General features: G+C 68.6%; 10 protein-coding genes. 8 read left to right on the plus strand and 2 right to left on the minus strand.

Going from position 1 to position 12,816, the window contains the following annotated elements; genetic code table 11:
* Window positions 1-61: 61 nt before the first annotated feature.
* The 7 genes from aceE to ACFV2O_RS19260 all read left to right on the plus strand — a co-directional run bounded on the left by aceE (window position 62) and on the right by ACFV2O_RS19260 (window position 9,274).
* Complete coding sequence (aceE, locus tag ACFV2O_RS19230; protein WP_379252973.1) at window positions 62-2,977, plus strand: pyruvate dehydrogenase (acetyl-transferring), homodimeric type; 2,916 nt, start codon at window positions 62-64, stop codon at window positions 2,975-2,977.
* 11 nt (window positions 2,978-2,988) lie between these two features.
* The gene (locus ACFV2O_RS19235; protein WP_355072743.1) at window positions 2,989-4,323 is read left to right on the plus strand and encodes a helix-turn-helix domain-containing protein; all 1,335 of its coding nucleotides are present in this window, start codon (window positions 2,989-2,991) and stop codon (window positions 4,321-4,323) included.
* Between the two features lie 128 nt (window positions 4,324-4,451).
* Complete coding sequence (locus tag ACFV2O_RS19240) at window positions 4,452-5,366, plus strand: ACP S-malonyltransferase (RefSeq protein ID WP_355072745.1); 915 nt, start codon at window positions 4,452-4,454, stop codon at window positions 5,364-5,366.
* 122 nt (window positions 5,367-5,488) lie between these two features.
* Window positions 5,489-5,791: a meromycolate extension acyl carrier protein AcpM gene (gene acpM / locus ACFV2O_RS19245; protein WP_039796877.1), complete on the plus strand. Its 303-nt coding sequence runs from the start codon at window positions 5,489-5,491 to the stop codon at window positions 5,789-5,791.
* Between the two features lie 10 nt (window positions 5,792-5,801).
* Window positions 5,802-7,052: a KasA/KasB family beta-ketoacyl-ACP synthase gene (locus ACFV2O_RS19250; RefSeq protein WP_355072747.1), complete on the plus strand. Its 1,251-nt coding sequence runs from the start codon at window positions 5,802-5,804 to the stop codon at window positions 7,050-7,052.
* 121 nt (window positions 7,053-7,173) lie between these two features.
* Window positions 7,174-8,607: a carboxyl transferase domain-containing protein gene (locus tag ACFV2O_RS19255; protein WP_355072748.1), complete on the plus strand. Its 1,434-nt coding sequence runs from the start codon at window positions 7,174-7,176 to the stop codon at window positions 8,605-8,607.
* Between the two features lie 181 nt (window positions 8,608-8,788).
* On the plus strand, window positions 8,789-9,274 hold the full coding sequence (locus ACFV2O_RS19260) for a helix-turn-helix domain-containing protein (RefSeq protein WP_355072749.1): 486 nt from the start codon (window positions 8,789-8,791) through the stop codon (window positions 9,272-9,274).
* 12 nt (window positions 9,275-9,286) lie between these two features.
* On the opposite strand, the gene ACFV2O_RS19265 is transcribed toward ACFV2O_RS19260, so the two are convergent.
* A complete protein-coding gene (locus ACFV2O_RS19265) occupies window positions 9,287-9,973 on the minus strand; it encodes a nitroreductase (protein WP_364427685.1) in 687 nt (228 codons plus the stop codon).
* Between the two features lie 181 nt (window positions 9,974-10,154).
* Here ACFV2O_RS19265 and ACFV2O_RS19270 point away from each other — a divergent pair, with 181 nt between their 5' ends.
* A complete protein-coding gene (locus tag ACFV2O_RS19270; RefSeq protein ID WP_379252975.1) occupies window positions 10,155-11,951 on the plus strand; it encodes an Eco57I restriction-modification methylase domain-containing protein in 1,797 nt (598 codons plus the stop codon).
* Window positions 11,952-12,045: 94 nt separating this feature from the next.
* Here the strand turns inward: ACFV2O_RS19270 and ACFV2O_RS19275 are convergent, their stop codons facing one another.
* Window positions 12,046-12,669, minus strand: coding sequence for a TetR/AcrR family transcriptional regulator (locus tag ACFV2O_RS19275; RefSeq protein WP_355072755.1), 624 nt, complete (start codon window positions 12,667-12,669; stop codon window positions 12,046-12,048).
* Between the last annotated feature and the right edge of the window lie 147 nt (window positions 12,670-12,816).

A 12,816-nucleotide genomic window follows, 5' to 3' on the forward strand; every position in this document is an offset into this window, starting at 1 on the left:
AGCGAACCCGCCCGGGGATACCGACGCCATCAGCATGTCCACCCCTGTACGAGGAGCAGATTTGACCGACCTGATCCACTCTTCCGCACCGGCGAAATCCGCTGGTACCAGCTCCGCTCCCGCGCCCGCCGCGAGCCGCGATCCGAACGGGTCGCACGCGCCGCAGCCGGCCGGACGGGTGCGGGTGATCCGCGAAGGGGTGGCGTCCTACCTACCGGACATCGACCCGGAGGAAACCAGCGAATGGCTCGAGTCGTTCGATGAGATGCTCGACCGGGAGGGTCCCGGCCGTGCGCGTTACCTCATGCTCCGTCTGTTGGAGCGGGCCGGTGAACGTCGGGTCGCCATCCCGTCCTTGACCTCCACCGACTACGTCAACACCATTCCCACCGAGAACGAGCCGTGGTTCCCCGGCGACGAGGAGGTGGAGCGCCGCTTCCGCGCCTGGATCCGCTGGAACGCCGCGATCATGGTGCATCGCGCCCAGCGCCCCGGCATCGGCGTCGGCGGCCACATCTCGACCTACGCGTCCTCGGCGGCGCTCTACGAAGTCGGCTTCAACCACTTCTTCCGCGGCAAGGACCATCAGGGCGGCGGCGACTCGATCTTCATCCAGGGCCACGCATCGCCGGGCATCTACGCCCGCGCGTTCCTCGAGGGCAGGCTGTCGACCGATCAGCTCGACGGGTTCCGTCAGGAGTACAGCAACGGCGGCCCCGGCCGCGGGCTGCCGTCCTACCCGCACCCGCGCCTGCTGAACAACTTCTGGGAGTTCCCCACGGTGTCCATGGGCCTGGGCCCGATGAACGCCATCTACCAGGCGCGCTTCAATCACTACCTGCACGATCGCGGTATCAAGGACACCTCCGACCAGCACGTGTGGGCGTTCCTCGGCGACGGCGAGATGGACGAGCCGGAGTCGCGCGGTCTCGCGCACGTCGCTGCCATGGAGGGTCTGGACAACCTGACCTTCGTCGTCAACTGCAATTTGCAGCGCCTGGACGGCCCGGTGCGCGGCAACGGCAAGATCATCCAGGAGCTGGAGTCGTTCTTCCGCGGCGCGGGCTGGAACGTCATCAAGGTGATCTGGGGCCGGGAGTGGGACGCGCTGCTCGGCGCCGACCGCGACGGTGCGCTGGTGAACCTGATGAACAGCACCCCCGACGGTGACTACCAGACCTACAAGGCCAACGACGGCGCGTACGTCCGCGACCACTTCTTCGGGCGTGACCCGCGCACGAAGGCGCTGGTGCAGGACTTGTCCGACCAGGAGATCTGGAACCTCAAGCGCGGCGGCCACGACTACCGCAAGGTGTACGCCGCCTACGCGGCGGCGATGGCGCACAAGGGCCAGCCGACGGTGATCCTGGCCAAGACCATCAAGGGCTACACCCTCGGCAAGCACTTCGAGGGCCGCAACGCCACGCACCAGATGAAGAAGCTGACCCTGCAGGATCTCAAGGACTTCCGCGACCTGCAGCGGATCCCGATCAGCGACGCCGAGTTGGAGAAGGATCCGTACCTGCCGCCGTACTACCACCCCGGTATGGAGGCCCGCGAGGTCCAGTACATGCTCGACCGGCGCAAAGCGCTCGGCGGGTTCCTGCCCGAGCGGCGCGCCGCGGCCAAGCCGCTGAAGCTGCCCGGCGACGAGGCCTACCGCTCGGTCCGCAAGGGTTCGGGCAAGCAGAACGTCGCCACCACGATGGCCCTGGTGCGGCTGATGAAGGAGCTGCTGCGGGACAAGGAGATCGGCAAGCGGATCGTCCCGATCATCCCCGACGAGGCCCGCACCTTCGGTATGGACTCGTGGTTCCCTTCGTTGAAGATCTACAACCGCAATGGGCAGTTGTACACATCCGTCGACGCGGAATTGATGCTTGCCTACAAAGAGAGCGCCGTCGGGCAGATCCTGCACGAGGGCATCAACGAGGCGGGGTCGACGGCGTCGTTCACCGCGGCGGGCACCTCGTACGCCACGCACGGCGAGCCGATGATCCCGCTGTACATCTTCTACTCGATGTTCGGCTTCCAGCGCACCGGCGACGGACTGTGGGCGGCCGCCGACCAGCTCGCGCGCGGGTTCGTGCTCGGCGCGACCGCCGGACGCACCACGCTGACCGGCGAGGGCCTCCAGCACAACGACGGGCACTCGCTGCTGCTGGCCTCGACCAACCCGGCCGTGGTGACCTACGACCCGGCGTTCGCGTTCGAGATCGCCCACATCGTGCGCGACGGCCTGCGCCGCATGTACGGCGGCGGCACCCCGCCGCAGGGCTCCGCGCCGCTGCCCGGCACCCATCCGCACGGCAGCCCCACCGAGTTCGGCGGTGAGGACGTCTTCTACTACATCACCCTCTACAACGAGCCGTACCCGCAGCCGGCCGAGCCGGAGGACCTCGACGTCGCGGGGCTGCTCAAGGGCATCTACCTGTGCAAGCGCGGCGGTGAGGGCGCGGTGCGCGCCCAGATCCTGGTCTCCGGCGTCACCGTGCCGGACGGCCTGCGCGCGCAGGCGCTGCTCGCGCAGGAGTGGGGCGTGCAGGCGGACGTGTGGTCGGTCACCTCGTGGGGCGAACTCCGTAAGGAGGCGCTCGACAAGGAGATCGCCGCGCTGCGCGACCCGGGCGCCGAGCCCGGGGTTCCGTACGTCACCGAGGCGCTGTCGCGGGTCGACGGCCCATATGTGGCCGCGACCGACTGGATGCGCGCGGTGCCCGACCAGGTCCGCAAGTGGGTGCCCGGCGACTTCACCACGCTCGGCACGGACGGTTTCGGCTTCTCCGACACCCGCCCGGCCGCGCGGCGGGTGTTCAACGTCGACGCGCAGTCCATCGTGGTCGCCGCGCTGGCCGGACTCGGCCGGATCGGCAAGCTCGACCCGGCCAAGGCCGCGGAGGCGGCGGCGAAATACGGCATCGCCGACGTGGACGCCGCGCCGAAGGCGGCGGTGAGTTCGGACGAAGACCTCGCATAGCGGAATATTGGATGGTGGACCGTAAACCGCCGCGGCCGCGACGGATCTCCGAGGGCTCTTCCGAGCACGAGGTGTATCTGCCGACGGGCGCGCTCTCCCCGAACCGGCAGACCCGCGACCCCCTTCCGGACACGCTGCTCAAACGCGTGAAGCAGTTCTCCGGCCGCCTCTCCACCGAGGCGGTGGGGTCGATGCAGGATCGGTTGCCGTTCTTCGCCGATCTGGACGCCGCGCAGCGGGCGGGCGTGCAGATGCTGGTGCAGACCGCGGTGGTGAACTTCCTGGAATGGCTCCAGGACCCGGACAGCGACATCCGTTTCAGCCTGGACGCCTTCCAGGTGATCCCGCAGGATCTCGCGCGGCGGTTGACGCTGCGCCAGACCGTGGACATGGTGCGCGTCGCCATGGAGTTCTTCGAGCAGTGGCTGCCCGCGCTCGCGCGCAACGACCGGCAGCTGGTGGCGCTGACCGAGGCGGTGCTGCGTTACGGGCGTGAGCTCGGCTTCGCAGCCGCCTCGGTGTACGCCAGCGCCGCCGAGTCGCGCGGCGCGTGGGACACCCGGTTGGAGGCGCTCGTCGTCGACGCCGTGGTGCGCGGCGACACCGGCCCGGACATGCTCTCCCGGGCCGCGACGCTGAACTGGGACGCCACCGCACCGGCGACGGTGCTGGTGGGCACGCCGCCCGGGGAGCAGGGTGTCTCGTCGGTGGGGGCGGTGCATTCCATCGCGGCGCGGCACGGGCGGGCCGCGCTCGCGGTGGTGCAGGGCACCAGGCTGGTGATGGTCGTCTCCGGGCATCTGGGGGAGACCGCTCAGATCTCACCGTTCTTGGCAGACCTGCTCGCGGAGGTGTTCTCCGACGGCCCGGTGGTGATCGGTCCGACCACCCGCACGCTGGGCGCGGCCCACGCCAGCGCGGTGGAGGCGCTGGCCGGGATGGAGGCCGTGGTGGGTTGGCGGGGGGCGCCGCGACCGGTGCACGCGGCGGAATTGCTGCCGGAGCGCGCTTTGTTGGGTGATCGAGCTGCGATCGACGCGCTGAACGAGTACCTTGTCCTACCGTTGGCTGCGGCGGGGTCGTCGCTGGCGGACACGCTCGATGCCTATCTGGATTGCGGTGGAGCGGTCGAGACGTGTGCGCGCCAGCTGTACGTCCATCCAAATACGGTTCGGTATCGCCTCAAGCGAATCGCCGAGATCACCGGCCGGGATCCGATGAATCCACGGGACGCGTACGTCCTCCGGATCGCCGCGACAGTGGGTCGTTTGACACGAACCCGTAACGAATCGTCAACTCCTGTCCCAGAAGTCACTTCGATCGCGTTGGGTCCCGAGGGCTTGTAACGCATCGGCGGAATCGGTCGATTCGGACAGCCCACGTGGTCTTTTGTGGAACCCCCACAAAACCGCTTCCGAAGCTTCATCCGCGTCGACATCTCGTGCGGCCCGCCTCACAGTGTTTTCTTAGAGGCGTGATCGCGTTGTTCGCCCCTGGACAGGGCTCTCAGACACCCGGCATGCTCGCGCCTTGGCTCGACCTTCCCGGCGCGAACGAGCGCCTCACGCTGTGGTCCAAGGCTTCCGGCCTGGACTTGGTCCGTCTCGGCACCACCGCGACGGCCGAGGAGATCACCGACACCGCGGTCACCCAGCCGTTGGTGGTCGCCGCCGCGCTACTCGCGTTCGCGGAGATCTCCCAGGACGAGCTGCCCGCCGCTACCATCGTCGCCGGGCATTCGGTCGGTGAACTCGCTGCCGCCGCGGTCGCCGGAGTCATCTCCGCCGACGACGCGGTCCGGTTGGCCGCCATCCGCGGAGCGGAGATGGCCAAGGCGTGCGCACTGGAACCGACCGGCATGTCCGCGGTGCTCGGCGGCGACGAGGCCGCCGTGCTCGAACGGCTCACCGAACTCGACCTCGTCCCGGCCAACCGCAACGCGGTGGGCCAGATCGTGGCCGCGGGTCGGTTGGACGCTCTCGCCGAGCTCGCCGCGAACCCTCCGGAGAAGGCCAGGGTTCGGGCGCTGCCCGTCGCGGGCGCGTTCCACACGGCGTTCATGGCGCCCGCGCAGGATGCTGTGACCGACGCCATAACGAAGATCACGCCGAACGAGCCGACCAGAACCTTGCTCTCGAACTTCGACGGCAAGCCGGTCGCGTCCGGACAGGACGCGATCGACAAGCTCGCCGCGCAGGTCACCCGGCCTGTTCGCTGGGATCTGTGCACCGAGACCGTCCGGCAGGCCGCCGTTTCGGCGGTGGCGGAACTGCCGCCGGCGGGCACCCTCGTCGGCATTGCCAAGAGGGAGCTGAAGGGCACGCCCACGCTGGCCCTGAAGACCCCGCAAGACCTCCCCGCGTTGGCTGAGCTGACCGTGTCCGGCTAGCTTTCCTCCGCGACCATGCATCACATGATGCGAGGTCGTGACCGAGAGGCGGTAACTATTACCGCGCTCGATCCGAAAAAAACCAGTAGAGCCCTACAAAGTATCAAGAAGGGAGCCACGAAGTGGCCGCTCTGACCCAGGAACAAATCGTCGAGGAACTCGGCAAGATCATCGAAGAGGTGACCGGCATCGAGCCCTCCGAAGTGACGATCGAGAAGTCCTTCGTCGATGACCTGGACATCGACTCGCTGTCCATGGTCGAGATCGCGGTTCAGACCGAGGACAAGTACGGCGTGAAGATCCCCGACGAGGATCTGGCCAGCCTGAAGACCGTTGGCGACGCCGTCAACTACATCCAGAAGCTCGAGGCCGAGAACGCTGAGGCGGCGGCCGAGCTCAAGGCCAAGTTCGACAACGCCGAGTAGGGCCGAAACTGTGACCACTCCTTCCACCTTGAACGGGAACTTCCCCAACGTCGTCGTAACCAGCCTTGCGGCGACCACGTCGATCGCGGGTGACGTCGATGCGACGTGGAAGGGACTCCTCAACGGCGAGAGCGGCATCGACGTTCTCGAGGATTCCTTCGTCGAGGAATACGACCTTCCGGTCCGCATCGGCGGTCACCTGAAGGTCCGGCCGGACACCCTGCTGACCCGGGTCGAATGTCGGCGCATGGCCTACGTCGAGCAGCTCGCGACCGTGCTCGGTCGCGAGGTCTGGCGGAACGCGGGCAGCCCGGAAGTCGACCCGGAGCGGCTGGGTGTGGCCATCGGCACGGGATTGGGAGGCGGCGACGCCCTCATCGATTCCGTGGACAAGCTGAAGAACGGCGGCTACCGCAAGATTTCGCCGTTGGCTGTGCAGATGGTCATGCCGAACGGCCCCTCGGCCGTTGTCGGCCTCGAATTGAAGGCCAGGGCAGGAGTGGTCACTCCGGTCTCGGCGTGCTCGTCCGGCTCCGAGGCCATCGCCAACGCCTGGCGGATGATCGTCATGGGTGACGCGGACATGGTCGTCACCGGTGGCGTCGAGGGCTTCATCGACGCGGTGCCCATCGCGGCGTTCACCATGATGCGCGCCATGAGCACCCGCAACGAGGACCCGAAGGGCGCCTCGCGTCCCTTCGACAAGGATCGCGACGGCTTCGTCTTCGGCGAGGCGGGCGCGCTGATGGTCATCGAGACCGAGGAGCACGCGAAGGCTCGGGGCGCGACCATCCACGCCCGCCTGCTCGGCGCAGGCATCACCTCCGACGGCTTCCACCTCGTCGCCCCCGACCCGACGGGTGACGGCGCCGCGCGGGCGATGACCAGGGCGATGCAGTCCGCTGGCCTGACCAAGAAGGACATCACGCACATCAACGCGCACGCGACCGCGACGCCGATCGGTGACACCGCCGAGGCGAACGCGATCAACAAAGCCGTGGGCAGCCACGCCTCGGTGTACGCGCCGAAGTCGGCGCTCGGCCACTCGATCGGCGCCGTCGGCGCCCTGGAGTCCGTGCTGACCGTGCTCTCCATCCGCGACGGCATCGTTCCGCCGACGCTGAACCTGGAGAACCAGGACCCGGAGATCGACCTCGACGTGGTGAAGGGCGAAGCCCGCCGCCAGGAGATCGAGTACGCGATCAACAATTCCTTCGGATTCGGTGGGCACAACGTAGCGCTCGCCTTCGGTCGGGCATAGCCGCGCGATCGACTGCACAACGATTCCGGCGGGGCCGGCCATCTGACGTGGTCGGCCCCGCCGCGTTTCGCCATACGCAGCCGCGGCAGCGGCGCACTTATCGAGGTCAGGAGACAACGCGATGACAATCATCGCTCCCGCGTTGCATCAGGAGACGACGACCGACCCGCGCGATCCGCTCGGCCGGCTCCAGCGTTTCTTCGATCCCGGCACCATTCTTCCGCTACACCCGCGCGACAAGTCCGGCGTGCTCGCCGCCATCGGCGAGGTGGACGGCGTCCGCACCGTGGCCTACTGCTCCGATGCCACCGTCATGGGCGGCGCGATGGGCGTGGAGGGCTGCAAGCACATCGTCGACGCCATCGACACCGCCATCGACTCCGGTGTCCCCGTGGTCGGCCTGTGGCACTCCGGCGGCGCTCGCCTGGCCGAGGGCGTCGAGGCGCTGCACGCGGTCGGTCTGGTCTTCGAGGCCATGGTCCGCGCGTCCGGCCTGGTCCCGCAGATCTCCGTGGTGCTCGGCTTCGCGGCCGGTGGCGCCGCCTACGGCCCGGCGCTGACCGACATCGTGATCATGGCTCCGGAAGGCCGCGTCTTCGTGACCGGCCCGGACGTGGTGCGCAGCGTGACCGGCGAGCAGGTCGACATGGCCACCCTCGGCGGGCCGGAGACGCACGGTAAGAAGTCCGGCGTCACCCACATCGTGGCCGCCGACGAGTCCGACGCGCTGCACCGCGCTCGCCGCTTGGTGTCGATGTTCGCCGAGCAGGGTGAATTCGACTTGGTCGCGGCCGAGCACGGCGACGTCGACCTGAAGGCGATGCTGCCGGAGTCGGCGAAGCGCGCCTACGACGTGAAGCCGATCATCAACGAGCTGCTCGACAACGTCGACGGCGAGTCGTCGTTCGAGGAATTGCAGGGCGGGTACGCCCGCAGCATCGTCACCGGTCTGGGCCGTCTCGGTGGGCGCACCGTCGGTGTGCTGGCGAACAACCCGATCCGTCTCGGCGGCTGCCTGAACTCCGAGAGCGCGGAGAAAGCGGCGCGTTTCGTGCGGCTGTGCGACGCGTTCGGCATTCCGCTGATCGTGGTGACCGACGTTCCGGGTTACCTGCCCGGCGTCGGCCAGGAGTGGGAAGGCGTCGTCCGGCGCGGCGCGAAGCTGCTGCACGCGTTCGCCGAGGCGCGCGTTCCGCGGGTCACGCTGGTCACCCGAAAGATCTACGGCGGCGCCTACATCGCGATGAACGCCCGCTCGCTCGGCGCGACGGCGGTCTACGCGTGGCCGGGCTCGGAGGTGGCCGTCATGGGCGCCAAGGCCGCGGTCGGCATCCTGCACAAGAAGGCCCTCGCGGCCGCGCCGGAGGAGGAGCGCGAGGCGCTGCACGAGCGGCTCACCGCCGAACACGAGCGCATCGCGGGCGGCGTGGAGCGCGCTATCGCCATCGGTGTCGTCGACCAGGTCATCGACCCGGCGAAGACCCGCAGCATTATCGCGGCGGCGCTCGCCGCGGCCCCGGCCCGCGCCAGCCACCACAAGAACATTCCGCTCTGATCTACGCACCGAAGCGGGCTCCGGTATTCCCGGGGCCCGCTTCGCGTTTTCCGGATTTCGCACCGACGGGCTCGTGCGGCGCTGTGGAGTCGGTGGTTTGGTGTGTCGCACGCAGTTCGAGCGGGTGAGGTCGTGAAGTCTCACGGGGCGGGAGCGGCTCGGTGGTCGGTAGCATCGGGAGGTGCGCTACGAAGAACTGGCCGACGTGCCGTGCTCGATCACGCGCCCGCTCGTGATCTTCGGTGATCGCTGGACGCTGCTGATCCTCAAGTCCTGCTTCTCCGGGGTCCGGCGGTTCAACGCCTTCCAGAGCGCACTGGGCATCTCGCGCAGCAGGTTGCAGGATCGGCTGGACCGCCTGATCGAGCACGGCATCCTCGTCAAGCAGAAGGCCGCCGTGGGTGCGCACGAGGAGTACCGCCTCACCCCCAAGGGGCACGACATCTACCCGATTCTGCTGGCCATCCGTGATTGGGGCGATGCTTACATGGCGCCGGAAGGGCCTCCGGTGCGTTACGCCCATCACGAGTGCGCGGGCGAGGCCCACGTCCGGCTCGAATGCGATTCGTGCGGAGCCGAACTCACCGCACGCGATGTCACCCCGAAGCCGGGACCGGGCTTGCTGGGCGTCACCGGCGCCGAGGCGACCGCGGGTAGCGCGCGCTGACGCCCTCGGGTGTCAGTCGGCGAACCAGGTGGCGACTTCGTCGGCGTCGGCCCGGGTGGTGCGGAAGCCGTTGACGGGATGATCGAGGTCCGGATATCCGAAGGAGATTCCGGCGACGACCTTGCGATGCTCCGGGATGCCGAAGTACTCCCGGACGAAAGGGGAGTACGAGGCGAGTGCCGCCTGCGGCGCCGCGCCGAGACCGAGGCTCTGCGCGCCCAGCAGGAAACTGCCGATGTACAGACCGCAGTCCACCGCTCCGTAGACGCCCAGATCGGCTTCGCTGGTCACGATCGCCACATGCGGCGCGTCGAAGAGTTCGAAATTCCGTACCGCCTGCCGCATCGTCTTCTCGTGATCGCCTTTGGCGATGCCGACGCTGTCATACAGTTGCTTTCCGCATTCGCGCCTGCGGTCCCGGTACGCACCGGTGTATTGCGCGGGAAACTCGAAATCCGACGCGGGCGTGGCTGTCGCGATGTGTTCGACCAGTTCCTTCCGGAAACGATCCGTTCCGGCGCCCTCCGTCACCACGACCTGCCATGGCTGGGTGTTGCACCACGACGGCGTTCGCTGGGCCAGCCGCAACAGGGCGCGGATGGTGTCGCGCTCGACGGGCTGCGAGTGGAATTGCCTGCAGGTCCACCGTTCGTCGAGCACTCGGGTCAGGGTTGTGAAGTCGTCGGTCGTCACGGTCATTCCCCCGCCTCCTTTGGTAGTCTTATTTCGAGACCGCACGCTAGCATCGAACGCTCCGACGCGAAAGCCGGGCGCCACGCCGTCGCCGGGCGCCGGGCGAGTCGGCCGCGACGCGCGCGGGGCGCAAAAGTGTTGCCCGCGTTGCGGCAACGGGCGCGGTCGCGCCAGGCAGAATCCCGATATGGCGTCCGAAGCTCCCGCCGCGCGGGACCGCAAACGGCACGGCAGGCATTACACGCCGCCCGTGCTGGCGCGGTTCCTGGCGCAACGGCTGCTGCGCCATGCCGAGCCCTCGGACGCGGGCGTCCTGCGTGTGCTCGATCCGGCCTGTGGCGACGGCGAATTGCTGTTCGCCGTGCACGAAGAGGTCGCGGCCCGGTTTCCCGGTGTCCGTCTGGTGTTGACCGGTTACGACCTGGACGCCCGCGCGCTCGCGGTCGCCCGTGAGCGCGCCCGCTCGGCGGGGATCGACGCGCACTGGCACAAGGCGGACTTCCTCGCGGTCGAGGCGCGGCTCGCGGACGGCGCGTTCGACGCGGTGATCACCAACCCGCCGTATGTGCGCACCCAGCAATTGGGAGGATCGACCGCGCAGTTGCTGAGCAAGCGGTTCGGTCTGCGCGGGCGGATCGACCTGACCCATCCGTTCGTGGCGACGCTGCCCCGGCTGCTGGCCGCGGGAGGTGTGCTCGGCCTCCTGTGCGCCAACCGATTCCTGACCACCAAGGCCGGCGCGAACATCCGGCGGCTGTTGCTGACCGATCTGGCTCCGGTCGAGCTGTACGACCTGGGGGACACCAAACTGTTCACCGCCGCTGTGCTGCCCGCGATCACCATCGCGCGCCGCGCGATCCACGGCGACGGTTGCCGCTACGTCTCCGCCTACGAGGCCATCGGCGAAACACCAGGTGCGAAGACGCTGTTCGAGGCGCTGCTCGACCCGGGCGGCTCGATCGTCGAGTACAACGGCCGGACCTTCGCCGTCGAGGTCGGCACGTTGGCAACGGGGTGCGGGCCGCCCGGAGCCGGTCGGGGTGGCGATGAGAGTTCGACCCGTGACGCCGCGCCGGAGGTCACGGCGGAACGAAGGACTTTCCGAGGCGCGGCGCGGGAGCCGGAGGCCGCGTGGCGGATGTCGCACGACGCGATCGATTCCTGGCTGGCGCGGATAGCGGCGGCGACCTGGCGCAATTTCGGCGAGGTGGCGCGCATCCGGGTCGGCATCAAGACGACCGCCGACCATGTGTTCATCTCCGACCGCTGGGCACAGGCCGACCTGTGTCCCGAGCCCGAACTGTTGCTGGAGCTGATCACCCATCACGATCTGGCGCCGTGGCGGGCCACACGCGCCCGCGACGTTCGCGTGCTGTATCCCTACGACCTGGCCTGTGCCCGCCGCACGCCGATTGATCTCGGCGAATACCCTGCCGCCGCCGCGTATCTACGGTCGCATCGTCGCACACTGGCCGGGCGACGCTATGTCGTCGAAAGCGGCCGCGCCTGGTACGAGATCTGGGTGCCGCAGCGCCCGCACCTGTGGCAGCAGCCGAAGCTGGTATTCCCGGACATCAGCGACCGTCCGCGTTTCGCGCTGGACAGCTCGGGCGCGGTGGTCAACGGCGACTGCTACTGGATCTCGCTGCCCGATCTGGCGGCTGCGCCCACGGAGGCGACGCGCTTGGCATACCTGCTGATGGGGGTGGCCAATTCGGCGCTCGGATTGCGGTTCTACGACGTGGTCTGCGGCAATCGGTTGTACTCGGGCAGGCGGCGGTGGATCACCCAATATGTGTCACGGCTGCCGGTGCCCGATCCGGCGGCGGCCCGGTCGGCGGGAGTCATCGATCTGGTGCGCGAGTTCGTGGAGGGCCGGGCGCCGGATGCGGCGGCGCGGGCCGAGCTGGACGAGCGGGTGGACGCCGCGTTCGGCGTCGGATTACGCGTACCTCCGCCTTCGCTCCGGCCATGCGCGGGCTGAAGACGGACTGTGTCCGACAGCGCCGATCAGGCGTACCTCCGCCTTCGCTCCGGCCATGCGCGGGCTGAAGACGGACTGCGTCCGACAGCGCCGATCAAGCGCTGACCCGGACGCCGACCATCGGCAGCAGCGTGCGGCGGGCGAACTCGCGCGCCGCGTTCTGATCGCTGACCGGGATCAGGCCGTCGGGGGTGAGGGCGAGCGACAGCGCCAGCCGGGCCATGATCTCGGCGACCAGATCGGCGTCGAAGTCGTGCGTGCCACCGGCATTCCGTAGCTCGCGCAGCTTCTCGGCCAGGTAGTCGCGGCCGACGGCGAGGATCGGCCCCGCCTCGGTGGTCAGCCGGGGCAGGATCAGGTCGGGCTCGGTGCGCAGCAGCCGGCGCAGCAGTTCGTTGCCCGCGATGGCGCTGATGAACGCGACGAAGATCTCGACGAGCTGATCGTCGTTGCCCGAGACGGTGCGCACCTGCTTCTCGATCGCGGCGACGAAGCGCTGTGCCTCCCGGACGCTGACCGCCTCGACGAGGTCGTTCTTGGATTCGTAGCGCCGGTACAGCGTGGCCGGGCTGATCCCGGCGCGGCGGGCGATCTCGCCCATGCTGGTCCGCTTGATACCGAAGTCCAGGAATGCCGAGAGTGCGCTTTCCAGGAGCTTTTCGCCGTCGGCGACCGGCTTCTCGAGGATGCGCTGCAACATGGGCGAGAGGGTTGGCATCGGATCTCCAGTAGGTTCGGCGCGGTCGCCGGGCCGTGGCCGGTGGGCGCGGCATCGCGACGGGTGCGGACGGGAACGTCCATTATTTCATTGGGTGGACGCCGCGTGACCCGGCATTGCCGAGGAGCGGCCGGATGGAGTGGGTCG

Origin of the sequence: Nocardia sp. NPDC059691, assembly GCF_042733915.1 — a bacterium.
Lineage (GTDB): Bacteria > Actinomycetota > Actinomycetes > Mycobacteriales > Mycobacteriaceae > Nocardia > Nocardia sichangensis.